The sequence below is a fragment of the Castellaniella sp. genome (assembly GCF_004321985.1).
GTDB lineage: Bacteria > Pseudomonadota > Gammaproteobacteria > Burkholderiales > Burkholderiaceae_B > Castellaniella.
On record NZ_SCQN01000022.1, the window covers coordinates 75,752 to 101,606 of the forward strand.

General features: G+C 62.2%; 21 protein-coding genes and 1 tRNA gene. 15 read left to right on the forward strand and 7 right to left on the reverse strand.

All coding sequences use genetic code 11. The features are described 5' to 3' along the window. Window positions 1–25: 25 nt before the first annotated feature. The gene (locus EPN31_RS05925; RefSeq protein WP_291770697.1) at window positions 26–379 is read left to right on the forward strand and encodes an SDR family oxidoreductase; all 354 of its coding nucleotides are present in this window, start codon (window positions 26–28) and stop codon (window positions 377–379) included. A gap of 37 nt (window positions 380–416) precedes the next feature. Beyond that, window positions 417–1,346, forward strand: coding sequence for a DMT family transporter (locus EPN31_RS05930; protein ID WP_291770698.1), 930 nt, complete (start codon window positions 417–419; stop codon window positions 1,344–1,346). A 56-nt stretch (window positions 1,347–1,402) separates the two neighbouring features. Here EPN31_RS05930 and EPN31_RS05935 read toward each other — a convergent pair whose 3' ends face one another. Next, window positions 1,403–2,815 (reverse strand): carbohydrate porin, encoded by a 1,413-nt coding sequence (locus EPN31_RS05935; RefSeq protein WP_291770699.1) that lies wholly within the window; start codon window positions 2,813–2,815, stop codon window positions 1,403–1,405. Between the two features lie 527 nt (window positions 2,816–3,342). Between EPN31_RS05935 and EPN31_RS05940 the strand changes: the two genes are divergently transcribed. Genes EPN31_RS05940 through EPN31_RS05950 form a run of 3 tightly spaced genes read left to right on the forward strand, consistent with a single transcriptional unit; the run spans window position 3,343 to window position 6,840 of the window. Continuing rightward, on the forward strand, window positions 3,343–4,374 hold the full coding sequence (locus EPN31_RS05940; RefSeq protein WP_291770700.1) for a Fe(3+) ABC transporter substrate-binding protein: 1,032 nt from the start codon (window positions 3,343–3,345) through the stop codon (window positions 4,372–4,374). Between the two features lie 4 nt (window positions 4,375–4,378). Further along, the gene (locus EPN31_RS05945) at window positions 4,379–6,043 is read left to right on the forward strand and encodes an ABC transporter permease (RefSeq protein ID WP_367188297.1); all 1,665 of its coding nucleotides are present in this window, start codon (window positions 4,379–4,381) and stop codon (window positions 6,041–6,043) included. Then, entirely contained in the window at window positions 6,040–6,840 is an 801-nt protein-coding gene (locus EPN31_RS05950) for an ABC transporter ATP-binding protein (RefSeq protein ID WP_291770705.1), read from the forward strand. The genes EPN31_RS05945 and EPN31_RS05950 overlap by 4 nt, the downstream gene beginning before the upstream one ends. Before the next feature lie 119 nt (window positions 6,841–6,959). Here the strand turns inward: EPN31_RS05950 and EPN31_RS05955 are convergent. Then, a tRNA-Gly gene (locus EPN31_RS05955) sits at window positions 6,960–7,035 on the reverse strand. A gap of 199 nt (window positions 7,036–7,234) precedes the next feature. Here EPN31_RS05955 and murB point away from each other — a divergent pair. Then, on the forward strand, window positions 7,235–8,359 hold the full coding sequence (murB, locus tag EPN31_RS05960; RefSeq protein ID WP_291770707.1) for a UDP-N-acetylmuramate dehydrogenase: 1,125 nt from the start codon (window positions 7,235–7,237) through the stop codon (window positions 8,357–8,359). An 8-nt stretch (window positions 8,360–8,367) separates the two neighbouring features. Here the strand turns inward: murB and dapB are convergent, their stop codons facing one another. Together dapB and EPN31_RS05970 are read right to left on the reverse strand one after the other, a co-directional pair. Next, entirely contained in the window at window positions 8,368–9,156 is a 789-nt protein-coding gene (gene dapB / locus EPN31_RS05965) for a 4-hydroxy-tetrahydrodipicolinate reductase (protein ID WP_291770709.1), read from the reverse strand. Further along, window positions 9,156–9,710, reverse strand: a complete 555-nt coding sequence (locus EPN31_RS05970) for an outer membrane protein assembly factor BamE (RefSeq protein ID WP_291770712.1) — start codon at window positions 9,708–9,710, stop codon at window positions 9,156–9,158. The genes dapB and EPN31_RS05970 overlap by 1 nt, the downstream gene beginning before the upstream one ends. 194 nt (window positions 9,711–9,904) lie before the next feature. Between EPN31_RS05970 and fur the strand changes: the two genes are divergently transcribed. Then, on the forward strand, window positions 9,905–10,330 hold the full coding sequence (gene fur / locus EPN31_RS05975; RefSeq protein ID WP_291770714.1) for a ferric iron uptake transcriptional regulator: 426 nt from the start codon (window positions 9,905–9,907) through the stop codon (window positions 10,328–10,330). Window positions 10,331–10,346: 16 nt separating this feature from the next. Here the strand turns inward: fur and recN are convergent, their stop codons facing one another. After that, window positions 10,347–11,996 (reverse strand): DNA repair protein RecN, encoded by a 1,650-nt coding sequence (gene recN, locus EPN31_RS05980; protein ID WP_291770716.1) that lies wholly within the window; start codon window positions 11,994–11,996, stop codon window positions 10,347–10,349. Window positions 11,997–12,001: 5 nt separating this feature from the next. Further along, window positions 12,002–12,901, reverse strand: coding sequence for an NAD kinase (locus EPN31_RS05985; protein WP_291770718.1), 900 nt, complete (start codon window positions 12,899–12,901; stop codon window positions 12,002–12,004). 119 nt (window positions 12,902–13,020) lie between these two features. On the opposite strand from EPN31_RS05985, the gene hrcA reads away from it, so the two are divergent. The 5 genes from hrcA (at window position 13,021) to dnaJ (ending at window position 19,131) form a co-directional block, all read left to right on the forward strand. Beyond that, window positions 13,021–14,034, forward strand: a complete 1,014-nt coding sequence (gene hrcA, locus EPN31_RS05990) for a heat-inducible transcriptional repressor HrcA (RefSeq protein ID WP_291770720.1) — start codon at window positions 13,021–13,023, stop codon at window positions 14,032–14,034. Window positions 14,035–14,105: 71 nt separating this feature from the next. Beyond that, window positions 14,106–15,152 carry a ferrochelatase gene (hemH, locus tag EPN31_RS05995; RefSeq protein ID WP_291770722.1) on the forward strand — a complete coding sequence of 349 codons (1,047 nt, stop codon included), beginning with the start codon at window positions 14,106–14,108 and terminating at the stop codon, window positions 15,150–15,152. 105 nt (window positions 15,153–15,257) lie between these two features. After that, entirely contained in the window at window positions 15,258–15,845 is a 588-nt protein-coding gene (gene grpE / locus EPN31_RS06000) for a nucleotide exchange factor GrpE (protein ID WP_291770724.1), read from the forward strand. Between the two features lie 102 nt (window positions 15,846–15,947). Continuing rightward, window positions 15,948–17,903 carry a molecular chaperone DnaK gene (gene dnaK / locus EPN31_RS06005; RefSeq protein WP_291770727.1) on the forward strand — a complete coding sequence of 652 codons (1,956 nt, stop codon included), beginning with the start codon at window positions 15,948–15,950 and terminating at the stop codon, window positions 17,901–17,903. A 100-nt stretch (window positions 17,904–18,003) separates the two neighbouring features. Next, window positions 18,004–19,131 carry a molecular chaperone DnaJ gene (gene dnaJ / locus EPN31_RS06010; protein WP_291770729.1) on the forward strand — a complete coding sequence of 376 codons (1,128 nt, stop codon included), beginning with the start codon at window positions 18,004–18,006 and terminating at the stop codon, window positions 19,129–19,131. 213 nt (window positions 19,132–19,344) lie between these two features. On the opposite strand, the gene EPN31_RS06015 is transcribed toward dnaJ, so the two are convergent. Continuing rightward, the gene (locus tag EPN31_RS06015) at window positions 19,345–22,134 is read right to left on the reverse strand and encodes a pitrilysin family protein (protein ID WP_291770731.1); all 2,790 of its coding nucleotides are present in this window, start codon (window positions 22,132–22,134) and stop codon (window positions 19,345–19,347) included. A 201-nt stretch (window positions 22,135–22,335) separates the two neighbouring features. On the opposite strand from EPN31_RS06015, the gene EPN31_RS06020 reads away from it, so the two are divergent. The 3 genes from EPN31_RS06020 to tcuB form a co-directional block, all read left to right on the forward strand. Beyond that, window positions 22,336–23,265: a LysR substrate-binding domain-containing protein gene (locus EPN31_RS06020; RefSeq protein WP_291770733.1), complete on the forward strand. Its 930-nt coding sequence runs from the start codon at window positions 22,336–22,338 to the stop codon at window positions 23,263–23,265. Between the two features lie 80 nt (window positions 23,266–23,345). Next, window positions 23,346–24,749, forward strand: coding sequence for an FAD-dependent tricarballylate dehydrogenase TcuA (gene tcuA / locus EPN31_RS06025; RefSeq protein WP_291770735.1), 1,404 nt, complete (start codon window positions 23,346–23,348; stop codon window positions 24,747–24,749). An 18-nt stretch (window positions 24,750–24,767) separates the two neighbouring features. After that, window positions 24,768–25,855, forward strand: a 1,088-nt coding sequence (gene tcuB / locus EPN31_RS06030; protein ID WP_291770745.1) for a tricarballylate utilization 4Fe-4S protein TcuB, incomplete at its 3' end; no start/stop codon positions are given.

Sequence of the window (25,855 nt, forward strand, 5' to 3'; positions counted from 1 at the left end):
CCCTGCCGATTTGGGATCAGAACCTATGGACTTGAACATCCGCAACCGGAATGCAATCGTATGCGGTGCCAGTAGGGGGTTGGGCCGCGCCTGTGCCTTGGCGCTCGCTGAGGATGGTGTCAACGTCACCATCAACAACTTGCTTCCGGGGTCTTTTGAGACGGACCGGCTGACGTCTGTGATTGCCACACAGTCGAATTCTACGGGGCGCAGCGTGGACGCCGTGCGGCGTGACTGGCTGGAACGTGTTCTTGCCGGACGTTTTGGCCAACCTGACGAGTTTGGAAGGACCTGTGCGTTCCTTTGTAGCGATCATGCTGGTTTCATCTCCGGTTTGAACCTGCTCATTGGCGGTGCTGCCTACCCAGGCACCTTCTGACTCAACCGGTTCGACTGGCAGCGGAGCATCAGGTCAATTGAAAATCGGTCCTCTTCCCGCCGGTAGCGGGGCCTTCGTCGGCATTGCGCAGCTGGTGCTGTCGTGCTTCGCGCTGTCGGGGCTGGATTCCAGCGCCAAGTGGCTGCTGGAATCGGGCACCTTGCTGTTGTTGGTCGTCTGGTTTCGGTATGTGGTGCATTTGATCCTGAGCCTGGTCATCGTCGTGCCAGCCAAAGGGACACAGATTCTGCGAAGCGCTCACCCGCGCTACCAGATTCTGCGCGGCGGATTCATGCTGTCAGCCACCTTGGCCGGTTTTACTGCGCTCAGCTACCTGCCCCAGGCGCAGACCACGGCCATCGGTTTTCTGGCTCCGCTTCTGGTATTGGCGGTGGCTCCCTGGATCCTGAAGGAGCCCCCCAAGATCTCACGCTGGGTAGCGACCATCACTGGGTTCGTAGGGGTGCTCATCGTGGTGCGGCCGGGTTCGGGTCTAAGTCCGATCGGCACGCTCTTTGGGCTGTTGACGGCCTGCCTCATGGCGGGCCAGTACACCGTCAATCGTCTGGTCTACAAGGACAACGCGTTCAGCACGCTGATCTGGAGCGGCCTGGTGGGTAGCGTCACGATATCGGTCATTTTGATTCCTCTTCTGCCTTCGGTGCCGGATTTGGTATCGGGTTTGTCGGTGGGGCAGTGGGTGGTGTTGATTTCGACCGGGTTCTGGGGAGCGTTGGGGCATGTGTTGCAGATTCAGGCGTACCGCAATGCCTCGGCGTCGTTGCTCTCACCGTTTTTTTACTCGGAAATCATGAGCGCCGCCATTCTGGGTTGGCTGATCTGGGACGACATGCCGGACCTGGCGAGCTGGCTGGGTATTGCCGTCATTGTGGGTAGCGGCTTGTCGATTACGCTGTTCGAGTGGCGGAGTGGGCACGGCGCCCGCCATCGGCGGGCGCGAGCCTGAGGATACCCAGAGAAAGGGTAACTGACGATGGCCGCTTCGTGCAGGCGGCCCGTGGTTCAAAACGCAATCGTCGTGCGCAACCCCACAATGAATGCGTGGTTCATGCTGCGGGTGGGATCGCCGGGGTTCTGTCCGCCATTGGGCCGGACGATGTATTGCAGATCGGGCTGCAGCGTCCACCAGGGCGTGATCTGTGCCGTGTAGTTGAGTTCGTACACGATTTCGCTGCTGCGTGCCACGTATGATGCGTCGTTGAACAGCACAGCATCCCGGTCTGCTGCCGCCGCATCCTGGCTGATCTTTGCATAGGCGACTCCGAGGGTCAGCCGGTCGTCAGGGCGGCTGGCGAACAGGCCCTTCAACCCAAAGCCGCCATCTGCGTAGTACGAGACCAGGTTCCGGTTCGATGGCGAGAAGCCACCGCGCAGAAATACGCTCAGGCTGCGCGCGTCGCTCTTCCAGATCGTCTGGTCCACCACGCCATAGAGGCCCCAGTCGCCCCTGTGGTTGAGCGGACTGTCCAGGGCGGGGTCTGACACTGGGACGCTGGCTCCACTTTCGGTCAAACCGTAGCGCTGGTCGGCAAAACCATGATCGGAATACCAAGCGCCAAGCTTGTAGAGGCCTGGCAGGCCCTCGGCGCCCTCGGATTGATCCACGCCATACTGCAATTCGCCCATCCAGAGCGTGCCGCCGCCCAGTGGGAATTTCGTGCCGTGCCGATTGCACCTCTGAGGGTCATCATCGCAATGGCGACCAGCAGGATCGCCATTGAATGCAGCGGCGAGGGCGGTCAACCTGTCGGTAGGCCGGAATTTGAGGCGGATTCCGGGGGTAGCGACGGGATATGCCGGACCGCCGTTGGTCATATCCGCTGACATCAGGCCGGCCCAGCCGAAGGTGCCGTTGATGAGGCCCCCAGCGGTGGGGCTAGTGAAGAATTCGTCATCGGCGGCGAGCTGGCCGGCTCGGATCGAGAAGTGGTCGTTCCAGAGGCTCTGCTCCAGCCACGCCGTGAAGAGGCGCGTGGTGGGCAGCCCGTCGATGTTGCTCGGATCGGCGAGGCTGCCCGTGTTTTCGGCCACGTTGCTGCCCCCGTGATGGATGTTGAAGATCGTCACGTGTGCTTTTGCGCCTGGCCAGCCGATGGCCTTGTCCAGATCGCTATCGACGGAGAACTCGAACCGACCTTCGTAACTGCTGCGTCGCCTGAGTCCACCGGAGATTACGTCGAAACCTTCCCCGACATAGCCGAGCGTGATGTCGGTGCCGGTGTCTTTCAGCGCCGCACGCAACCCGCCCCAGTCCCCCGTGAGCGTATCGCGTTCCCAGATCGATGCGGGTGCTGCCGCTTCACCGACTGTCGCCTGCTCGGCGGCGTATCCGGTGCCGCAGCAGCCCAGGGCACCTAGAAATACGGCTGCCTCTGCGATTGGTCGATGCAACTTCGCCTTCTGTTTGTTATTCATCCGTGCCCTCTTCGACTGTCAAAGTATTTGGTCCCTCGGATCCAGGCGCGAGGCGGAACGAAAACGTGGGTACCCATCCTCGCGTGGTCATGGAATGAGACAAAGCTCGAGAATGATAATTATTAACATTGTTGAATACAATGAAATTCTGGCTTCCGTTGCATGGAACCCACGATGTTCACCGTGTCACTGGGCGGAGTGCAGAAACAGCCGGGGTTGATTGGGAAGGCAGTGATGCCGTCGAGCCAGGAAATGGGTTGGAGTACCAGCATCCGCATTGGACGCTCTCACTTCGGATTGACAGCACAATAGTTAACAGATATTCTAAGTGAGAACGATTTCTATTCAATTCAAAAAGCGGGTGCCAGACCATCCAGGAAACTCGGGGAGACTCGAGGTGTTCAGGGTGAGTGGCTCAAGGAAATCACCATTCGGCATTGCCCTCTGGTTGCTGGACGTAACGGAAAGCAATAGAGATGTACTAAGAAACCTGGTCACATTCCATTTATTCGTTTAAGGACATACCGATGAAGTCTTTTTCTCTCCAAATCGCTGCCGTCGTCCTGACATCCGTCTTTTCGCCGCCGGCGGCTCTGGCGGCTCAGGAGGTTAATCTCTACACCACGCGAGAACCGGCCTTGATCCAGCCTCTACTGGACGCTTTCACCAAAGACAGTGGGATACAAATCCGATCAGTCTTCGTCAAGGATGGTTTGCTGGAACGGGTTCGCTCAGAAGGGGAGCGATCTCCCGCCGATGTGTTGATGACCGTCGATATCGGGAACCTGCTGGATCTGGTTGATGCCGGTGTGACCCAGCCGGTCCGCTCGCAAGCCTTGGAAGAAGCCATACCGGCCAACCTGAGAGGCAAGGATGGCCGATGGTTCGCGCTTTCCCTGCGGGATCGTGTGCTGTATGCGGACAAGGACCTGCCGATTACGACGTTTACCTACGAGGAACTGGCTGATCCGAAATGGAAGGGCAAAGTCTGCATACGCTCCGGGCAGCACCCGTACAACACGGCGTTGATCGCGGCAAAAATTGCTCACGACGGGGCTCAAGCCACACAGACCTGGCTCGAAGGCGTGAAGCGGAATCTCGCTCGCAAAGCCGCTGGCGGCGATCGTAACGTTGCCCGGGACATCCTTGGCGGTATCTGCGACATCGGCATCGCCAATGCTTATTATGTCGGCCGGATGAAAAATGATAAGCCCGGCTCGGAGGGCCGTGCCTGGGGCGACGCAATCAAGGTTGTTCGTCCGTCCTTCGCGAGCAGTGCTGGCGGTGGTACCCATGTCAATATAAGCGGCGCTTCGCTTGCCAGGAGTTCGCCCAACCGCGACAATGCGGTGCGCTTTCTGGAGTACCTCGTGTCGCCCGAAGCCCAGGCGATCTACGCCAATGCGAACTACGAGTACCCAGTGCGCGCTGGCGTCAAAGTGGATCCGGTGATGGCCGCGCTGGGGCCCTTGAAGGCTGACTCGCTGGATGTGGCTGAAGTCGCCAAGTATCGCAAGCAGGCGAGCGAGTTGGTAGACAAAGTCGGCTTCGACAACTGACGTCTTGAAACCCCCCAATCTTCGCTATTCTCGGGCGGTCCGTGGCCTATGGGCTCCATCCGGAGCCTTTCTTGTTGGTCTGGCCGTCATGGCCCCCCTCCTGGCGTTGGGATGGCATGCCCTGGGTAGCGATCTGAGCCATTGGCGGTATCTGGCCGGCACGATGCCGGCCGCCCTGCGTAATACGATGGCTTTGCTAGCAGGGGTCGGTCTGCTGGTCAGCTTGCTGGGTGCCGGAAGTGCCTGGCTGGTGACGGCCTATGACTTTCGGGGCCGCACCATACTCAGCTGGGCTTTGTTGCTTCCGCTGGCCGTGCCAACCTATATCATGGCCTATGCCTATCTGGACGCGCTGCACCCGATTGGGCCAGTGCAATCCACGCTGCGCGGTTGGCTGGGATATGCCAGCCCGCGCGAATTCAGGCTGCCGGATATACGCAATATGACCGGAGCCGTTTTCGTGCTGGGCTTCGTGCTCTATCCGTATGTGTATCTCACGATGCGGTCAATGTTTTTGACGCAATCGGCCAATTTGCTGGAAGCCGCCCGAATACTGGGCGCACACAAACCTGAGGTTTTCTGGCGTGTCGTTCTTCCGCTCGCCAGACCAGCCTGGGCCATCGGATTGAGCTTGGCCCTGCTGGAGGCGCTAAACGATATTGGCGCTTCCGAGTTTCTAGGTGTGCAAACCTTGACGGTCTCAGTCTATACGTCGTGGACCACGAGATCGGATCTGGGCGCGGCAGCGCAGATTGCGCTCACCATGCTGGTTGTCATTGTCGGGCTCCTTCTCATGGAGCGCAAAGGCCGTGCGCGCCAGCGCTTTGCCAATACCCAACGCATGCAACCGATGCGCCCTCGGGTACTGCGCGGTCTGCCCGCAGCGATTGCCCTTATGCTCGGCCTGTTGCCTATTCTCGTCGGCTTTGCTTGTCCAGTCGCTTATCTGTCAATCGAAGCAGTGCAGCGATTGAATGGCGGGCAAGGCGTGTCCAACGCGTTGACTCGCAGTCTTTCCAACACTGTATTACTTGCTTTACTGGCGACGGTGGTCACGCTGGCCGCAGGTCTGATGGTCGCCTGGGCAACCCGCACGCTTCGCGAGGCCGCCTGGCGCCAGCCGGTGCGATCAATAGCGCGCGTTGCGAGTCTGGGCTATGCAGTGCCGGGCACGGTGTTGGCCATCGGGTTGTTCACGCCAGTGATGTTGATTGAAAAGGCGCTGGGCGAGTTGATGGGAGGCCGGAGCCTGTTTCTCATGGGATCGGTCGGGCTGTTGGTCAGTGCTTATGCCATCCGATTTCTCGCCATTCCGATCGGTGCGGTGGAGGCTGGTCTGACGCGGGTCCCGGTCTCCATAGAATACGCCGCCAGGACTTTGGGGGCACGCCCGGCGCATGTCTTGCGGCGAATTCACCTGCCGTTGCTACGCCCCGCGCTGGTGGCCAGCGCGCTGCTGATTTTCGTCGAGGCCATGAAGGAATTGCCGGCTACGCTGTTATTGCGTCCGCTCGATTTCGACACGCTGGCCACTTGGCTGTACGCGGAAGCTTCCCGCGGAAGCTACGAGGAAGGTGCGGTGGCGGCTGTTGCCATTGTGCTCGCTGGACTGTTGCCCGTGGTCCTCCTTGCTCGGACCGACCTCTCCTACGGACATCGAAAGCAATGAGTTCAATTCAATCTTCTGGTCCATCGGGGCAGCTCGCCAGCGAGCGTGCATTCCTGAATCTGTCCTGCGTCGGGGTTGCTTACGATACGCCCAGCGGGCCGGTGGCGGTGATTCATGATTTTTCCCTGTCGCTCGAACGAGGAAACGTCGGGTGCTTGCTGGGCCCGTCGGGTTGTGGGAAGTCGACCATTCTCAGGGCAATTGCCGGATTTGAGCCGGTAACCAGCGGCGTTTTTTTGCTTGGCGACAGGGTCTTGTCATCGCCGACCAGGCACGTCGCGCCTGAAGATCGGCATATTGGAATGATGTTTCAGGACTATGCGTTGTTTCCACACATGACGATTGGCGAAAACATCGGATTTGGTGTCCGCGGGGTTTCCCGCCGGGATCGCATGAATCGCATTCAAGAGATGCTGGAGATTGTGCGCCTTGCAGATATGGGTAGCCGCTATCCACACGAGCTTTCAGGCGGCCAGCAGCAACGTGTGGCATTGGCTAGAGCATTGGCGCCATCACCTGAATTGCTCTTGCTGGACGAACCGTTTTCAAACCTGGATGTGAACACGCGTGCGCACCTTGCCGGTGAGGTGCGCGATATCATCAGGGCGACGAACCGTACGGCCATCGTGGTGACGCACAATCAGGACGAGGCATTTGCCATGGCGGACCAGATTGGAGTGATGCGAGATGGTCGTTTGGAGCAATGGGCGACTCCAACATTATTGTGTGTCGAACCAGCCTCTCGTTATGTACATGGTTTTTTGGATGGTGAGCGGAATTATGCGCAGATTGGATAGGTGGTGGGTCGGCCGGCTTTGATCTGTATTGTGCGGCCCGGCAGATTCTTTTGAGACCGGGTGAAAGAATGCTTCAAACGCAAAAAGGCCCAAACCGAAGTTTGGGCCTTTTTTGAATCTGGAGCGGGAAACGAGTCTCGAACTCGCGACCTCAACCTTGGCAAGGTTGCGCTCTACCAACTGAGCTATTCCCGCGTTGCTTGCTGATCAAACCAAGCTCTGCATTTTATCTTGTGGTCATCAGCCCGTCAAACAGCTGCTGCGCCGGTCGAACTTGAAGGCCCTTCGGAAGGGCCCCGAACCAACACGAAATCATGCAGGAAGCGAACTATACGGGATGGATCCGGCGTGTGTCAAATTCGCTGGAAAGGGCGGTTGAAAAAGGAAGCGGGGTATGCTTACGCCTTCTCATCCCCCACAGGTCATTGCCGTGCCGCTGACGTTTGTCGAACAGGATCTGCAGCCCTGCAACACGTTGGGTTTGTCGGCGCGTGCGTTGACGGCAATCCTGGACGATGAAGCGGACATTCCTGATCTGCACCGTGCGCTTGCCGCGACTGATGGGGCAGAGCCGTCGCTGTTCGTGCTGGGGGGTGGCAGCAATGTCGTCATGGACGCTCGGCCCCGCCATCGGGTGCTGCGGGTTGCCTTGCAGGGTGTTCGGTTGTGGCGCGAGACGGCGACGCATTGGATCGTAGAGGCGGCGGCGGGCGAGTCCTGGCACGGTTTCGTGTCGCACTGTCTGGCTCATGGCTGGCCGGGCCTGGAAAATCTGGCGCTGATCCCCGGAACCGTGGGGGCGGCGCCGGTGCAGAACATTGGTGCATATGGGGTGGAACTGGCCGACCGGCTGCATTCCGTGGTGGCCTGGAACCTGCAGGTTGGGCGCCAGTACGAGCTGTCGTTGCAGGATTGCCAGTTCGCCTATAGAGACAGCCTATTCAAGCGAGCGAATGCGGGATGCTGGCTGATTGTTCGGGTGCGGGTCGCGTTGCCCAAGCAGTGGGTGCCGCGCCTGGAGTATCCGGATCTGCAGCAGCATCCTTTCTTGAGCACGCGGCAGAATATGCGTGCGGACGTGGGCGATGCAACCCAGCCTTCGGCAAGTGCGGAGTCCTGCCCGGGGCCTACACCCATCCAGATTTTCGAGGCGGTCTGCGAGATCCGCCGCCGCAAACTCCCCGACCCGGCAGTATTGGGCAATGCAGGCAGCTTTTTCAAGAACCCGCTCATCCCGGTGGCGCAGGCGCAGTCGTTGCAGTTGCGATTCCCGGATTTGCGTGTCTATCCCCAGTCTGATGGCCGTGCCAAGCTGGCCGCGGGCTGGCTGATCGAGCATGCGGGCTGGAAGGGGAAGCGCCTGGGTCCCGTGGGCATGCACGAGCGTCAGGCGCTCGTGCTGGTCAACCATGGCGGCGCCACGACCGAAGATGTGCTGGCACTGGCCGGCGCTGTTCGGCGCGATGTACAGGCGCGCTTTGGCGTTGAACTGGAGCAGGAACCGGTCTGGCTGGATTGAGGGCTGGCCTAAGCCAGCACGTCCTGCATGTCGAACAGGCCGAATTCCTTGCGGGCCAGGTAGCGGGCCGCGCGCAGGCTACCCTGGGCGTAAGTGGCGCGACTGCTGGACCGATGGGTGATCTCGATACGTTCGCCGGTGCCGCAGAAATACACGGTATGGTCGCCCACGATGTCGCCACCACGCAGCACTGAAAAGCCGATGTGGCCGGTTTCGCGCACGCCCGTGTGGCCGTGGCGGGCCCAGTCGGCCACGTCGTTCATGGATACCCCCCAGGCCCGAGCCACCGCTTCGCCCATGGCCAGTGCGGTGCCCGATGGAGCGTCGACTTTGTTGCGGTGGTGAGCTTCGAAAACTTCCACGTCATAGCCGCTGTTCAGGAGCTTGGCGGCGGTTTCCAGGAGCTTCAGCGTGACGTTGACGCCCACGCTCATGTTTGGTGCGAACACGATGCCGATCTTCTGGGCGGCAGCGCGGATGGCCTGCTTGCCCTGGGCGTCGAATCCCGTCGTGCCGATGACGCATTTGACGTTGTGCGCGATACAGGCCTGGAGGTGCTGCAAGGTGCCTTCCGGGCGCGTGAAGTCGATCAGGCAGTCGGCCTGTGCCAGCGCGGCCAGGTCGTCGGTCACCCGCACCCCCGTCTTGCGCCCCAGAAACAGGCCGGCGTCCTGGCCAACGGTCTCGCCACCCGTGCGGTCCAGGGCGACCGTGAGGGTCAGGTCTTCAGCATCGAGTACGGCCTGGATCAGCATGTGTCCCATGCGGCCGGAGGCCCCGGCAATCGCGATCCGCATTACTTTTTGTCTCCGGAAGCAGGTGAAGGATTGGTGGATGGAGCGGCCGCGGCCGGCGCGTTCACGGGCGTACTGGCTGCCGGTGGCGTTGCCAGGTTGTCCAGGCCTGGCTGATTTGGCGCCGCTGACGAGTTCACGCCAGGTGATGCGGCCTTCTGGGCGTCCTTGTCGGCGCTGGATTTTGAGGGGATGGCTTCACGGCCGCTGTCGATCTTCTGGAACGGCTGGCGGTCGGGCTGCTGGTCGCCGGACCAGTGCGTGAGCTTGTCGTCCTGGAACCAGACGGTGAATTTCCGCAGTTCGTCTTTGCCGTAGCCGGGCTGGTTGTAATAGGGGTAGTCCCAGCGGTCGGCGTGGAAAGCGTCCTCCAGCGTTGGCGTACCCAGAACGAAGCGGACCTGGTCGCGGGTCATGCCGACTTCGAGCTTGGAGATCTGCTCGGACGTGATCCAGTTGCCTTGCTGGATGGCGGGGCGATAGGGAAATCCCCAATTGGTCGAGCCGCATCCTGCCAGGCTGATGGCCAGCAAGCCTGTTGCCAGGCCGATCTTCACTCTGTGAGAATGGGTACTCGCTAGGATACGCACAAAAGCCCCCGTGAACGGATGAGCAGCCTGCAGTCCGCAGGCCCCAAAACCGCTATCATAAAGGGAATTCCGATTCACGCACGTTCGGGGCCTGGCGCGGATGGCGGCAGTGATCTTCGCTGTGGCTTGCTTTCCGGCTCCCCACCCGGGATACTTCCATCATGAACGACCAGATCGAGCTCAAGAACATGGGTCTGAAGGCGACATTTCCTCGTCTGAAGATCCTTGACGTATTTCGCAGGGCCGAGACCCGGCACCACAGTGCAGAGGACGTGTATCGCGCCTTGATTGCAGAAGACGTGGACATCGGGCTGGCGACCGTCTATCGCGTGCTGACCCAGTTCGAACAGGCGGGCATCCTGCTGCGCAGCCAGTTCGACGGCGGCAAGGCGGTTTTCGAACTCAATGATGGCGATCACCATGACCACCTGATCTGCACCAACTGCGGACGGGTAGTGGAATTCTCTGACCCCGAAATCGAAAAGCGCCAGCAGCGCGTCGCCAAGGACAACGGCTTTGCACTCGAAAGCCATCACATGATGCTCTACGGCATTTGCCCCAAATGCCAGGCCGCCAAGAAGGCGTGATCCAGACCGGGAATTCCTAGACTGCCGATAGCTTCAGCATCTCGCGCGCGTGGTCGCGCGTCGCAGTCGTCATCTTCAGCCCGCCCAGCATGCGGGCGATTTCATCTACGCGGCGGTCGTCCGACAGGTTGCGAATGGCAGAGGCCGTGTGCCCCTGGTGTGTGGTCTTGCTGACCTGAAAGTGATGGCTGGCGCATGCGGCGACCTGGGGCAAGTGGGTCACGCACAGAACCTGGTGCCGCTGGCCTAGTTGGTGCAACAGGCGCCCGATGACTTCCGCCACGGCGCCGCCGATGCCGGCGTCCACTTCGTCGAAGATCAGGGTCGGGACACGCGCGGCCTGGCTGGCGATGACGGATAGCGCCAGCGAAATGCGTGCAAGCTCTCCACCCGACGCAATCCGCGACAGTGGACGCGGTGTGACGCCCGCATGTCCGGATACCAGGAACTCCACGGATTCCAGGCCGTGAGCGGATGGTTTGCACGGCGCGGTTTCGATGCGGAATGTACCGCCTTCCATGGATAGCGTCTGCATGGCCTCGGTGACCTGGGCTGACAGCCGCTCAGCGGTGGTCTGGCGGGCGGTGCTCAGGGCCTTTGCCCGAGCCTGGTAATCTCCTTCGGCGCGTTCGCAGGCCTGGGTCAGAGCCTGCAGGTCGTGTCCCGCCTCGATTTGCTGCAATTGCGTGCGCAGCGTCTCGTGGTGCTGAGGGAGTTCTTCGGGCTCGATGTGAAAGCGCCGTGCTGCCTCGAACAGACGGCTCATCCGGGCCTCGGCCTGGGCCAGCGCGTCGGGGTCCAGTTCCAGACGGTCCACGTAGGCGTTCAGTCCCGATACTGTTTCACTACAGAGGATCTGTGCGGATTCCATGGACTGGCAGTGTTCGGCCAGCCCCGGATCATGGCGAACCAGCGCCTGCAGCGCCTGGTGGGCAGCTCGCAACGCCTGGGCGGCAGAGCCCGATTCACCATCCAGCGCCTCGATGGCCTGGTGTGCGCCTGCGAGCAGCGCCTGCGCGTGGGCCAGGCGAGATTGCCGTGTGCAGAGCTCCGGCCATTCCTCGGGCTGCGGGGCAAGCTCATCCAGGAAGGCCACGTCCTGCGTCAGACGCTCGGTGAGTGCTGTTTGATCGGCGGCTCGGGATTGGGCGTTTTGTAGTGCAGCCTGGGCATTGCGCCAGGCCGTCCAGGCCTGTTCCACCGCCCGCGCCTGCTCGGCGTGGCCGCCCTGGGTGTCCAGCAGGGCGCGCTGTTGCGTGGGTTCGAGCAGGCTCTGGTGGGCATGTTGCCCATGAATGTCGACCAGCAGCGTGCCCAGGTCGCGAAGCTGGGTGAGGGTGGCTGGCTGTCCGTTGATGTACGCCTTGCTGCGGCCCTGCGTGTCGATGACGCGCCGCAGGATGATTTCCGGGCCGTCCAGCGATTGTTCCGCCAGCCAGTCGGCGGCGGCTGGCGGCGCCTCGAAGACGGCGCTGATGTCGGTGCGGGAGGCGCCTTCGCGGACCAGCGTCGGATCGCCCCGGCCGCCCAGCGCGAGCGACAGCGCATCGATCAGGATCGACTTGCCCGCACCCGTTTCTCCTGAAAAGACCGTGAAACCCGCTTCGAAGCTGAGCTCGGCCTGATCGACGATGACGAAGTCGCGGATGTGCAGGGCGCGCAGCATGGTCGTCAGTCCGGTTCGTCCCAGGGGTGGACCATGCGATTCCAGTTCAGTTTGCTGCGCAGGGTGGCGAAGTAGCTGTAGCCCTGGGGGTGCAGGAAGCGGACCCGGTAGGGGCTGCGGCGCACGTCGATGCGGTCGCCTTCCTGGCAGTTGGACAGGGCCTGCATGTCGAAGTGCACGCTGGCGCCCGATTCGACCCGGCCCAGGGCCAGAATGGTGATGCTGAGCACGCTGTCGGCCGGCAGGGTGATCGGCCGGTTGGACAAGGTCTGGGGTGCCACCGGCACCAGCACCAGCGCGGGGACCTGGGGGTGCAGAATCGGGCCGCCCGCCGACAGCGCGTAGGCCGTCGAGCCGGTGGGCGTGGCGATGATCAGGCCGTCGGCCCGCTGGCTGTGCATGAAGGCGCCGTTGCATTCCACACGCAGTTCTATCATGCCGCCACGACCGGCGCGGTTGATGATCACGTCGTTCAGCGCCATGCCCGAGAAGATCTGCTGGCCGTCGCGCATGACCCGGCCTTCCAGCAGGATGCGTTCGTCCTGGACGAAGGCACCGTTCAGCACGCTGGTGATCGCCTCGTCCGCGCTGCCAAGCGGGATGTCGGTGATGAACCCCAGGCGCCCGTGGTTGATGCCGATCAGCGGGACGTCCGTCGTCGCCAGCTGGCGTGCGGCCGCCAGCATGGTGCCGTCGCCGCCCATGATCACCGCCAGGTCGGCGCGTGCGCCGATTTCCTGGAAGCTGGCCTGTTCGAAGTCCTGTACACCCGTGCGATGACCGGTTTCGGTCTCGATCAGGACCGAGCATCCGGCGCTTTGGAGCACCTTGCCCAGCCGGCGCAGAGGTGCGTCCATGCCGCTGTCCTGGTGCCGACCGACCAAGGCGACCGTGTGAAAGTGCATGGAGAGGGGTACCTCGAGCAAATGATGGAATAATAGGGGACTATCTGATTATAGGGGGATGATTGCAGCCTTGCGGTGTCGCTGCGCTGCAAATGTCCTGCACTATGGACGCATGGGTCATGGATGATCGAGCCAAGGCATTGCTCAAGGCGCTGGTGGAGCGTTACATCGCGGACGGACAGCCCGTGGGTTCGCGCACCCTGTCCAAGGTCTTCGATCTGTCGCCGGCGACCATCCGCAACGTCATGTCCGACCTGGAGGATCTGGGGCTGATTCACAGCCCCCATACCTCGTCGGGGCGGATTCCTACGCCGCGCGGTTATCGGTTGTTCGTGGACAGCTTGCTGACGGTGCGTCCTTATGAACTGAGTCCCGACCTGCAGATCGCCGACTGCCTGCCTGCGGCCGAACCGGGGCGCGCAGTGATGGCGGCGGCATCGCTGCTGTCCAATCTGTCGCAGTTCGCGGGTGTGGTGCTGACCCCCAAGCGCACCCAGGTCTTCCGGCATATCGAATTCATCCGGCTGTCGGACAAGCGGGTGCTGCTCATCATCGTGACGCCCAACGGAGATGTACAGAACCGCATCCTGTTCGTCCCGCGCGAATACACCGAAGTGGAGCTCCTGGAGGCATCCAACTTCTTCAACCACCACTTTTCAGGCCGTTCCTTCCACGAGGTGCGTGTCTCGCTGGCTGCGGAACTGGCCTCGCTGCGCTCGGACATTTCCCGCCTCATGCAGCAGGCAGTGGAAGCAGGGATCGGTACGCCGGGGACGCTCGACGAATCGATGGTCATTTCGGGCGAAGGCAAGCTGCTGGACATCTCCGAGATGACGGCCGACATGGCCAGGTTGCGGCGGCTGTTTGCGTTGTTCGAGCAGAAGACCGACCTGCTGCATCTGCTGGACGTGTCCAGTCAGGCACAGGGTGTCCAGATCTATATCGGCGGCGATTCGCGGCTGGTGCCGCTGGAAGACGTATCCATCATCACCGCACCCTACAAGGTCGATGGCCAGGTGGTCGGGACGCTGGGGGTGATCGGTCCCACGCGCATGGCCTACCAACGGGTCATTCCCATCGTGGACATCACGGCCCGCATGTTGTCCAACGCCCTGGGCCAAGCGGCTTCCTGACGGATGGGGCCCTCCGGATGCCCGCCCGTGCGGGCGTTTTTTCGCCTTTTGAACTGTGAGTCTGTGAATTCATGAACCGTTTTTTGCCAGAACCCGTTGATCCCCAGGCGTTGAATCCGGATGGTCCCGCGCCCGATCGCGGGCCGTTGGGGCTGCTGTTGGTCAATCTGGGAACTCCCGATGCCCCCACGCCGGCGGCGGTGCGCCGCTATCTGGCGGAGTTCTTATCCGACCCACGCGTAGTGGAACTGCCGCGCTGGCTCTGGCAGATCATCCTGCGTCTGTTCGTGCTCACACGGCGCCCGTCGGTCGTTGCACCCAAGTATCGATCCATCTGGATGACGCGCGGGTCGCCGCTGATGGTTTATGGCGAGGACCTGCGCGATGGGGTGGCGCAATCCCTTCGGGACCGGGGGATGGCGGTTCGGGTGGAGCTGGCCATGCGTTACGGGCAACCAGCCGTCGCGGGCGGGTTGCAGAAGTTGCGCGAGGCCGGCTGCGGCCGGATTTTGGTGGCGCCGCTTTATCCGCAATATGCCTCGGGCACGACCGGCACGGTGGTCGATGTGGTGAATGCCGCCCTGGGCCGCATGCGGCATCAGCCCACGTTGCGTTTCCTGGACCGTTTCCATCAGGCGCCCGCCTACCAGGATGCGTTGTATCGCGCTGTGCAGACGCACTGGCGTGAGGCCGGCAAACCGGATCGGCTGCTGCTCAGCTTCCATGGCCTGCCGCAGCAGGCGGTGCGCCAGGGCGACCCGTATTTTCGGGATTGCATGCAGACCGCGCAGACCTTGCGCGAACGCCTGGGGCCGGATGGGAGGCTGCTGCATGTGACCTTCCAGAGCCGTTTCGGAGCGGCGCCCTGGCTGCAGCCCTACACCCAACCCACCCTGGAGTCCTGGGGTAGGGAGGGGGTTGCGACCGTGGACGTGATGTGTCCCGGCTTCGTTGCCGATTGCCTGGAAACTCTGGAAGAAATCAACATGGGGTGTCGCGAGGCGTTCCTGGCATCTGGCGGGCAGGCGTTCCGTTATATCCCCTGTCTGAATGCCGAGCCGCAATGGGTCGACGGGTTCGCGGGCCTTCTGGCGGATAATCTGGCCGGTTGGCGGTGACGGCCGGCGGCGAGCAGTTGGCGCCCCGTCGCTGGAGACCTTGAAGAATCTTGGGTAGTCCCCATCTTTTGACTATTCGCATCCTATCGTTTTGGAGATTTCAGTATGTCGGCACCACAGGAAGACCAGGACCCTCAGGCCCCGCTCAGCCCGCAGGCGCAGGATGCCGCGTCCGCAGGTGGCGCCTCCCCGTCTCCTGGAGCAACCGAAGGCCAGTCGGCCATCCCGGAGGACAATCTGGGGGCTTTGCTCACCGAGGCTCAGGCCAAGATCGCGGACTATCACGACCAGTTGTTGCGGGCACACGCAGAGGTCGAGAACGTCCGGCGTCGGGCCCAGGATGACGTCTCCAAGGCTCGTAAGTTCGGCACGGAGTCATTTGCCGAGAGCCTGATCCCGGTGCGCGACAGCCTGGAGGCGGCGCTGGCCCATGGAGACCAGAGCGTTGAAGACTGGCAGAAAGGCGTGGAGTCCACGCTGCGCCAGCTGAACAATGCCTTCGAGCGCAACCAGATGCATGAGATCGCGCCGGCGCCGGGCGACGCCTTTGACCCCCATCGACACCAGGCCATCTCTACCATGCCTTCGGAACATGCCGAGGGCACCGTGGCGCAGACGCTGCAGAAAGGCTATCTGATTGCCGACCGCGTACTTCGACCAGCGCTGGTCATGGTGTCGGCCGGGCAGGCTTGATCGGACGGCACCGGGCTTGAAATTGCACGAGCTGCCTCCATTTAGGAAACAACGGCAGGATCAGCCTGCCCCCCCATTCAAACATCGACAGGATTCACTAACATGAGCAAGATCATCGGGATCGACCTGGGCACGACCAATAGCTGCGTGGCGGTGCTGGACGGGTCCAAGGTCCGCATCATCGAAAACTCCGAAGGCGCGCGCACTACGCCGTCCATTGTGGCCTACATGCCGGACGGCGAGATTCTGGTGGGCGCCCCCGCCAAGCGCCAGGCTGTCACCAATCCCAAGAACACGGTTTATGCGGCGAAACGCCTGATCGGGCGCAAGTACGACGAAAAGTATGTGCAGAAGGACATCAGCCTGATGCCGTTCAAGATCGTCAAGGCCGATAACGGCGACGCCTGGGTCGAAGCCCAGGACAAGAAGCTGGCACCGCCTCAGGTGTCGGCCGAAGTCCTGCGCAAGATGAAAAAGACTGCCGAAGACTATCTGGGCGAGGAAGTGACCGAGGCTGTGATCACGGTGCCGGCCTACTTCAACGACAGCCAGCGTCAGGCGACCAAGGACGCCGGTCGTATCGCCGGGCTGGACGTCAAGCGCATCATCAACGAGCCCACGGCGGCAGCGCTGGCCTTTGGCCTGGACAAGTCCGAGAAGGGCGACCGCAAGATTGCCGTCTATGACTTGGGCGGGGGCACGTTTGACGTGTCCATCATCGAAATCGCCGATGTGGATGGTGACAAGCAGTTTGAAGTGCTCTCCACCAACGGGGATACCTTCCTGGGTGGTGAAGACTTCGACCGCCGCATCATCGACTACATCATCGCCGAGTTCAAGAAGGAATCCGGCGTTGATCTGTCCAAGGATGTGCTGGCCCTGCAACGCCTGAAGGAAGCCGCTGAAAAGGCAAAGATCGAGCTGTCCTCGACCCAACAGACCGAGATCAACCTGCCCTACATCACGGCGGATGCCTCGGGCCCGAAGCACCTGAACCTGAAGATTACGCGCTCCAAGCTCGAAGCTCTGGTCGAGGATCTGATCGAACGCACCATCGAACCGTGCCGCGTGGCCATCAAGGACGCGGGCGTGAAGGTGTCTGACATCGACGACGTGATCCTGGTGGGGGGTATGAGCCGCATGCCCAAGGTCCAGGACAAGGTGAAGGAATTCTTCGGCCGTGATCCGCGCAAGGACGTGAACCCCGACGAGGCCGTGGCCGCTGGCGCCGCGATCCAGGGTTCCGTGCTGTCGGGCGACCGCAAGGACGTGCTGCTGCTGGACGTCACTCCGCTGTCTTTGGGGATCGAAACCCTGGGCGGCGTGATGACCAAGATGATCAAGAAGAACACCACGATCCCGACGCGGTTCTCACAGGTGTTCTCCACGGCGGATGACAATCAGCCGGCTGTGACCATCAAGGTCTACCAGGGTGAACGCGAAGTGGCGGCTGGCAACAAGGCGCTGGGCGAGTTCAACCTGGAAGGCATCCCGCCGGCGGCGCGCGGCCTGCCGCAGATCGAGGTCACTTTCGACATCGATGCGAACGGCATTTTGCATGTGTCGGCCAAGGACAAGGGCACCGGCAAGGAAAACAAGATCACGATCAAGGCCAACTCGGGTCTGAGTGAGGATGAGATCCAGCGCATGGTGCAGGACGCCGAAGCCAATGCCGAGGAAGACCACCGAGTGGCCGAACTGGCCCAGACCCGTAATCAGGCGGATGGGCTGGTGCATGCCACGCGCAAGTCGCTGACCGAATATGGCGACAAGCTCGAGGCCTCCGAGAAGGAAGCCATCGACGCGGCCATCAAGGATCTGGAAGAAGCGGCGCGCGGCGACGACAAGGCAGCCATCGATGCCAAGGTCGAGGCGCTGTCCACGGCTTCGCAGAAGCTGGGCGAGAAGATGTACGCCGACATGCAGGCGAAATCGGCGGCCGAGGGGGCTGCGGGTGGTGCTGCAGGTGCTGCTGCGGGTTCTGCTTCGGGCGATGCTGGAAAGCCGGCCCAGGACGATGTCGTGGACGCCGACTTCAAGGAAGTCAAACGCGACTGAGCCTCCTTTTTGGGGTGAAAAGCGCGTGCCCGGCGATGGTCTTGTGCCTCGCCGGGCATGATTTCTGAACCGAGCAGCCTTTTGCAGACGAACGACATCCATGTCAAAACGAGATTTTTACGAGGTTCTGGGCATTGCGAAGAATGCCTCGGATGACGAGATCCGCAAGTCCTACCGCAAGCTGGCGATGAAATATCACCCGGATCGCAATCCGGGCAGCAAGGAGGCCGAGGATAAGTTCAAAGAGGCCAAGGAAGCCTACGAGGTCCTGTCCGATGCGGAAAAGCGCGCGGCGTATGACCGTTTCGGGCATGCGGGCGTGGATCCGAATGCGGCGGGTGCCGGCATGGGCGGGGCGGGCGGCTTTGCCGACGCCTTCGGCGACATTTTCGGCGAGATCTTCGGTGGCGCGGGTGGCCGCCGGGGCGGCGGCGGGCCTCAGGTGTATCGGGGAGCCGACCTGAAGTACTCGCTGGAGATCAGCCTGGAGCAGGCCGCCAACGGCTTTGACACCGAGATTCGAATCCCGAGCTGGGACCCTTGTGACACCTGTCATGGGTCGGGTGCCAAGCCGGGCACCAAACCGCGCACCTGCCATACCTGCGGAGGCAGCGGCGCCGTCCGCATGCAGCAGGGTTTCTTCAGTGTGCAGCAGACCTGCCCGACCTGCCATGGCACAGGCAAGGAAATCACCGATCCATGCCCCGAGTGCGACGGTGTGGGACGGATCCGCAAGAACAAGACCCTGCAGGTGAAGATCCCTGCCGGGATCGACGACGGCATGCGCATCCGCTCGTCCGGCAATGGCGAGCCCGGTGTCAACGGCGGGCCAGCCGGCGATTTGTATGTGGAGATCCGCATCAAGCCTCACGGGATCTTCCAGCGCGACGGTGAGGATCTGCACTGCGAACTTACCATTCCGTTCACGACTGCGGCGCTGGGCGGCACGCTGGAGGTGCCGACGCTGGCCGGGCGCGGTGAGATCACCATCCCTGAGGGCACCCAGGCAGGCAAGACGTTCCGGCTGCGTGGCAAGGGTGTCAAGGGAATCCGTTCCAGCTACCCGGGCGACCTGTATTGCCATGTCACGGTCGAGACGCCCGTGCGCCTGAACGATGAACAGAAAGCGCTGTTGCGCCAGTTCGAGGCGTCGCTGAGCAACGGTGGCGACCGCCATTCGCCCAAGAGCGAATCCTGGACGGATAAGGTCAAGAATTTCTTTTCGTGAAGGATTTGTGACGGCCAGCGGCCGTGCGTAGGCAGGTCTTGGTTTGCAGCAGGCCCCTGAAGATTGCTTCAGGGGCTTCTTTTTTGTCTAGCGCCTGGCGGCCCTGAATTCAGGTACTTGTCTATCCTCCGATCGGCAGGCCACCGTTCGTTTTGATCTCGTTCAGAGTGAAGCTGGTGACGATTTTCGTCATGCGGCCTGCGGAAGTAGCGGTTAGCGTTTAGCAAGTTCGCTGGGTGGCGCCGCAGCAATGGCGATGGTCAGGGCATCTGGCTTGAGCAAGTCCCGCATCGCCGCATTGACCTGTTCGGCCTTCAGACTCTTCAACTGGTCGATGATGTGCTGCTGCCAGGCAAAGCTGCGTCCGGTGTCCAGATAGTCGCTCCATCGGTTGGTGACGTACGCGTCGCTGGAGCGCCCAAGCTGCAGGTAGTTCAGCAGCGATTTGACGCCCTGATCTACCTGAGCCTGGGTAAAGCCGGTCTGAAGCGCCGCATCCAGCGTATCCCGGACCGCGCGTTCCAGCGATGCCGCGTTCTGGGGCGCCATGCTGGCGAAGAATGTCCAGTTCCCCGACGGTTCCCACGATGACACGTTCAGGCTGCTGCCGACACTGTATGACAGCCCGTCCTTGACCCGCACGCGCTTCCAGAGCAGCGAATCCTCGGATCCGCCCAGCAGGTAGTTGGCCAGCATCAGGGCCGGCCAGCGGGGGTCGGTGTCCTGAAGCTTGACGGGCAGCGTGGCGCGGTAGTCGGCGTTCGCCTTCCCGGGCGTGGGGATGTGGAAGACCTTTGGCTTCATCGCGTACCATGGATTGGGGATGCGCTGGTAGGGCGGCGCCTCGCGCCAGCCATTCAGGTCGGCTTTCAGGTGTTGTGTGACCGCGGCCGGGTCGAAATCGCCTACTGCAGACAGGCTGATGTTGCCTGCCCCATAGAACGTATCGTGGAAGTGCTGCAGGTCCTGCGGGGTCAGCGCCTTGGCCCATGCAAGCGTCTGCTGCGGCGTGGGTTCGTAGCGGATGTCATCCGGTTTCCAGGGCTGGTCGTGCCGGTCCAGCGCGTTGCGCACCAGGAAATCCGGGTTGGACGATCGATTTTCGATGTTGACCGTCAGGCTGCGTTGGATCTTCGCCAGCTCGTCCGCGGGGAAGGATGCGTCGCGCAGCAAATGGAAGGTCAGATCCAGCAGGGCCGGGAATTGTTCGCGGCCACTGGCGAGCCGCGCACTCAGCACGTTGCCGTCGCCGCTGAAGGACAGTTCAGCATCCAGCGTATTGAGCCGGTCGTCGATCTGTTGCCGGGTCAGATCAGGGGTGCCGCGATTGAGCATCGCCGCCGTGACTTCGGGAATCAGATTCAGCCCGCGCATCTGGTCCACCGTCCCGAAGCGAAGCTGCAAAACCGCCTGGACACGTCCGCCGGCAGAGGGCTTGGGCAGCAGCGCCAGCGCGACGGGGCCGTTGGCGAGTTTCAGCGTGCTGCGCTGCGTTGCAGAATCGATGGCTTGTGGGCTAGTGTCGAACACAGCGATCGTAGGTCGCGTCGTTCCGGTCTGCAGTTTCTGGATCCAGGGTCCCAGGTCCGGAGCTGGTGCCGGTGGGGCATATTTGGGTGCGGCCGTCGGCAGATAAAGACCGCTGGTGCGGTTGCTGGGCAACAGCCAGGTTTTCAGTTGGTTGCGGACGGTATCCAGCGTCAGGGCCTGCACGCGCAGCTTCTTGATGAAGAAGAGCCTCCAGTCGCCCAGCGCCACGGCGTCGGACAGCGCATCGGCAAGGCTGGCCGACTGGTTGTAGGTCTGCTTCCATTGGTTCAGCCATGTCGTCCGGGCCCGTGTGAGCGAGGCCTCATCCAGTTTGCCGATGCCGTCCGATTCCAGGGTGGTTTCCAGCGTGTGAAGCGCCGCCTGGGCATCGGTGCCGGGTTGGAGCTGTGCCCCGAAGACCATGTAGCCGGGTTGCTTCATGGGCCGCGCGAAGCCAAATACGGTGCTGGCCTCGCCGCTTTGGACCAGGGCCTGGTACAGCGGCCCGGAAGGACTGTCGGCCAACATGTTGCTGCCGATCGATAGTGCCGTGAAGGCGTCGCTGGCGGCTTCCGGGATATGGTATTCCGCAACTGCGATGGGGCTGTCGCCGATACGGTGCAGTGTCACGGCTCGCGCACCCTGTTGCACGGGCTCCACGGTGTATTCGCGGGGCAGGACGCGCGTGGCTCTGGGCATGGATCCGAAGGCCTGGGCGATCCATTGCAGCGTCTGGTTCGGATCGAAGTTTCCGGTGACGATCAGGACTGCGTTGTCCGGCTGGTAGTATCGGTGGTAGAAGGCGCGCAACTGCGCCACGTCCACGTGTTCCACGTCCGAGCGCGCACCCACGACGGCCCGTCCGTAGGGATGCCAGACGTAGGCCGCTGCATTCGTCTGTTGCAGCAGGGTGCTGAACGCGCTGTTTTCGTCACGCTCCATTTCGTTGCGGACCACGGTCATCTCGGCATCCAGATCCGCCTTGGTGATCGGGGAGTTCAGCATGGCGTCGGCCTGCCAGCTCAGGAACCAGCGCAGCGTTTTCGGGTCGCTGGCGAATGTGGCGTAGAAGTTGGTCAGGTCCACGCTAGTGGAACCGTTGGCCGCAAGGCCTCGGCGAGCGAATTCCGCCAGGGCGTTGGGGTGCGTGGGTGTTCCGCGGAACAACAGATGCTCCAGCAGGTGCGCCATACCCGTCTCGCCCGGTCCCTCGTTGCGCGAGCCGACGCGGTAGCTCATGTTGACCGTGGTCTGTGCGCGCGAATCATCGGGCGCCAGCAGGACGGTCAGGCCATTGTCCAGCGTGTATTCCGTCACCCCCTGGATGAGCACGACCTCGTGGATGCCTTTGGGCAGTGACGCCGCTGCTGTTGCCGGTGGCAGGGTTCTGGCGGGTTGCGCCGGCGCAGCCTGGCCGGCGGCCGGCAGCAACAGCAGGGCGATCAGGAGGGAGAGCGTCTTGAAAAATGTCATGAGAAACCGCTTGTCGAAAGTCTGCGCACCGAGAGGTCGGCGTTGGGAATACTGTAGCTTGTTGGCGCGCTGCGTGCCGCGCCAGCCACACCCGGCAGCGGGCCTGTTTGACGGATGATGTCCCGAATTAGTTCCTCCGAGCCCTTTTGAACGGGGTACGCCAGGTGGACGCCGCCAGCACTTCCCCGATAAGATCGGGCGATGGAAATTCGCCAACTGCGTTATTTCGTCTGCATCGTGGAGCGCGGCAGCCTGGGCAAGGCTGCGAGGGAGCTTGGTGTGGTGACCTCGGCCCTCAGCCAGCAGGTCAGCCGCCTGGAATCGGAGCTGTCCACGCGCCTGTTGCAGCGCACCCACATGGGGGTCATCCCCACGGACGCGGGACTCGCGTTTTTCCGCCAGGCCCAGCTCGCACTGCGCAATATCGACGAGGCGGCGCGCGCGGCCCAGCAGGCGCGTCTGTCCGGCTATGTCAGCGTTGGGCTGGCACCCACCACGGCATCGGTCATGGGGCTGCCGCTCATTCGAGCCATGCGGCAACGTTATCCCGACGTGCGTTTTCATCTCGTGGAGTCGTTGTCAGGACACCTGGCTTCCATGCTCAACGCACGGCAGCTGGATCTGGCGATCCTCTTCAACGACGAGGTGGGGCATCGGTGGAGCGTGACACCGCTGCTGGAAGAGAACCTTTATGTGATCGCGGCGCGGGGGTTCGAGCATTTCCCGCCTGGCCACGAGGTTGCACTGGCGGATCTCGCGGACCTGCCGCTGGCCATGCCCACGCACTTGCACGGGCTGCGCAGCGTGCTCACATCGGTCGCTGACCGCCAGTCGCTGGGCCTGAAGATCGCTCTCGAAATCGATTCGCTGGCGACGCTCATGGATGTGGTCGGTGCAGGGCTGTTTGCGACGATCCAGCCGGGAGTGGCCATCCGTCGGGCCGCGCGTGCTGATCTGTGTATGGCCAGGATCTCCGACCCCGGGTTGCTGCGGCGTAACTTGCTGGTCAGCCTGTCCGATGATGAGCTGTCGCCGGCGGCGCTGGCCGCGCGCGTCGTGATGCGCGATGTGGCGCGCGACCTTGTGCAGCAGGGAGCGTGGGTCGGTGCGACGGGTATTCACGAACCGTGAACCCCCGTTGTCCGGCAGCCGCCTAGGCGCCGCGATCGTGTGCGACTATTCTGGAAGGCGTTTCTACAACGGAGGCGTCCATGCTCGACGTATTGGTGATTGGCGGTGGCAACGCTGCCTTGTGCGCGGCACTGATGGCCCGCGAAGCCGGTGCCAGCGTCATGCTGCTGGAGTCCTCTCCCAAGGTCTGGCGCGGTGGCAACTCACAACATACGCGTAATCTGCGCTGCATGCATGATGCCCCGCAGGACGTGCTGGTCGGCGCTTATCCCGAAGAAGAGTTCTGGCAGGACCTGTTGAAGGTCACGGGTGGTCGCACCAATGAGACGCTGGCCCGGATCACGATCCGGGCGTCGTCTACCTGTAGGCCCTGGATGCACAAGCATGGGGTACATTTCCAGCCACCGTTATCGGGTGCGCTGCATGTGGCACGCACCAATGCGTTTTTCCTGGGGGGTGGCAAGGCGCTGGTGAATGCGTACTATCGCAGCGCCGAGGCCCTGGGTGTCAAGATTCGCTATGAAACGCCGGTCGATCGGCTGGAACTCGACGGCGGCCACTTCCGGGCCGCATGGGCGGGAAAGGAACGCATCGAGGCCCGGGCCTGTGTAGTGGCAGCCGGCGGCTTCGAGTCCAATCGGGAGTGGCTGCGCGAAGCCTGGGGGCAGAATGCCGCCGGTGAGTGGCCGGCGGACAACTTCCTCATCCGCGGCACGCGTTTCAACCAGGGTGTCTTGCTTCGGAACCTGCTCGACCAGGGCGCCGACCGGATCGGTGATCCGACGCAGTGCCACTCGGTCGCCATTGATGCCCGCTCTCCCCTGTATGACGGCGGCATCTGTACGCGTATTGATTGTGTCTCCCTGGGACTCGTGGTGAATCGCGACGCTCGCCGCTTCTACGACGAAGGCGAGGATTTCTGGCCAAAGCGGTATGCCATCTGGGGTCGGCTGGTCGCACAGCAACCCGGCCAGATCGCTTATTCGATCATCGACCGCAAGGCCGTGGGCCGCTTCATGCCGCCGGTCTTCAAGGGGGATCAGGCCAATACGTTCGAAGATCTGGCTGCCCAGGTCGGACTGGACCCGGTAGTTTTCGCCACGACAGTACGGGAATACAACCAGGCCTGCAAGGTTGGCCATTTCGACCATCAGATCCTGGACGACTGCCATACCGACGGCCTGACGCCGCCCAAGACGCACTGGGCGCTGCCGCTGGATACGCCGCCTTTTTACGCTTATGCCTTGCGCCCCGGCATTACCTTCACCTACCTGGGCGTCCGTGTGGATGAGCACGCCACTGTGCATTTTGGCGGGCAACCCAGTGACAACCTGTATGCGGCAGGCGAAGTCATGGCTGGCAACGTCCTGGGCCAGGGCTATACCGCAGGCGTGGGCATGAGCATCGGGACGGCTTTTGGCCGCATCGCCGGTACACAGGCAGCACAGGCCGCACTCAAGCAAGCGGCGCCGGTCGCTGCATAGGAGAATTTCGTGGATACTTTGCAGGACCTCCAGCATCTGACGCATGACGCCGTCTCCACTCTGATGCTGTCGCCCGAGGAAGAGGAAGTCCGGAGGGTCATGACCATCTGCAACGCCTGCCGCTATTGCGAAGGGTATTGCGCAGTCTTTCCGGCGATGACGCGCCTGCTCGAATTCAGCAAGGCAGATATCCATTACCTGGCCAATGTTTGCCACAATTGCGGCGCCTGCCTGCATTCCTGCCAGTACGCGCCGCCGCACGAGTTCGGCGTCAACGTCCCGCAGGCCATGGCGGCGGTCCGGCCCAAGACCTATGCGGAATTCGCCTGGCCGCGTGCGCTGGGGCGCCTGTACGAACGGGCCGGTCTGACGATGACACTGGCAACGGCGGGCGGGCTTGCGTTGTTTCTGGTGCTGGTACTGATCGTCAACCAGGGGTCCTGGCTGCATGCGCCGCTGGCGGGGAATTTTTACGCGATCTTTCCGCACAACATGCTGGTGGTGATGTTCGGCATCGTGTTTCTGTATGCCATCGTAGCCCTGGGGATCGGTGTCACGTCATTCTGGCGCATGGTGTCACCGGCAGTCGTGCCCCATCAGACCATGGCTATCGCCGGGCTGCAGGCAACCGGCAATGTCGTGACGCTGAAGTACCTGGATGGCGGCCACGGCCTGGGGTGCAACGACGAGGACGACCGCTTCACGCTGCGCCGTCGGGTGTTCCATCATTTCACCTTCTACGGCTTCGTGTGCTGTTTCATCGCGACCTCGCTGGGGACGATCTATCACTATTTCCTGAACGATCCGGCGCCGTATCCCTTTTTCAGCGCCCCGGTTCTGTTCGGTACCGTGGGTGGCATCGGCCTGCTGGTCGGCCCGGTCGGGCTGCTGTGGCTCAACCAGCATCGCAATCCGCAGCATCTGGTCAAGGCGCAGCAGCCCATGGACCTGGGTTTCATCGCGCTTCTGCTTCTGGTCAGTCTCACGGGTTTGGCCCTGCTGGTATGGCGGGACACGGGAGCGATGGGCTTGCTGTTGGCGCTTCACCTGGGGACGGTGATGGCGTTCTTCCTGACCATGCCCTACGGGAAATTTGCGCATGGGAT

What these genes read in the sequence shown, in the direction of transcription:
- recN (WP_291770716.1), bottom strand. Translation starts at nt 11,996, where the DNA reads ATGCTGCGCGCCCTGCACATCCGCGACTTCGTCATCGTCGATCAGGCC.
- hrcA (WP_291770720.1), top strand. Translation starts at nt 13,021, where the DNA reads ATGGATGATCGAGCCAAGGCATTGCTCAAGGCGCTGGTGGAGCGTTAC.
- dapB (WP_291770709.1), bottom strand. Translation starts at nt 9,156, where the DNA reads ATGCGGATCGCGATTGCCGGGGCCTCCGGCCGCATGGGACACATGCTG.
- tcuA (WP_291770735.1), top strand. Translation starts at nt 23,346, where the DNA reads ATGCTCGACGTATTGGTGATTGGCGGTGGCAACGCTGCCTTGTGCGCG.
- EPN31_RS06015 (WP_291770731.1), bottom strand. Translation starts at nt 22,134, where the DNA reads ATGACATTTTTCAAGACGCTCTCCCTCCTGATCGCCCTGCTGTTGCTG.
- EPN31_RS05985 (WP_291770718.1), bottom strand. Translation starts at nt 12,901, where the DNA reads ATGCACTTTCACACGGTCGCCTTGGTCGGTCGGCACCAGGACAGCGGC.
- dnaK (WP_291770727.1), top strand. Translation starts at nt 15,948, where the DNA reads ATGAGCAAGATCATCGGGATCGACCTGGGCACGACCAATAGCTGCGTG.
- EPN31_RS05935 (WP_291770699.1), bottom strand. Translation starts at nt 2,815, where the DNA reads ATGAATAACAAACAGAAGGCGAAGTTGCATCGACCAATCGCAGAGGCA.
- dnaJ (WP_291770729.1), top strand. Translation starts at nt 18,004, where the DNA reads ATGTCAAAACGAGATTTTTACGAGGTTCTGGGCATTGCGAAGAATGCC.
- EPN31_RS05925 (WP_291770697.1), top strand. Translation starts at nt 26, where the DNA reads ATGGACTTGAACATCCGCAACCGGAATGCAATCGTATGCGGTGCCAGT.
- hemH (WP_291770722.1), top strand. Translation starts at nt 14,106, where the DNA reads ATGAACCGTTTTTTGCCAGAACCCGTTGATCCCCAGGCGTTGAATCCG.
- EPN31_RS05950 (WP_291770705.1), top strand. Translation starts at nt 6,040, where the DNA reads ATGAGTTCAATTCAATCTTCTGGTCCATCGGGGCAGCTCGCCAGCGAG.
- murB (WP_291770707.1), top strand. Translation starts at nt 7,235, where the DNA reads ATGCTTACGCCTTCTCATCCCCCACAGGTCATTGCCGTGCCGCTGACG.
- EPN31_RS06020 (WP_291770733.1), top strand. Translation starts at nt 22,336, where the DNA reads ATGGAAATTCGCCAACTGCGTTATTTCGTCTGCATCGTGGAGCGCGGC.
- EPN31_RS05940 (WP_291770700.1), top strand. Translation starts at nt 3,343, where the DNA reads ATGAAGTCTTTTTCTCTCCAAATCGCTGCCGTCGTCCTGACATCCGTC.
- grpE (WP_291770724.1), top strand. Translation starts at nt 15,258, where the DNA reads ATGTCGGCACCACAGGAAGACCAGGACCCTCAGGCCCCGCTCAGCCCG.
- fur (WP_291770714.1), top strand. Translation starts at nt 9,905, where the DNA reads ATGAACGACCAGATCGAGCTCAAGAACATGGGTCTGAAGGCGACATTT.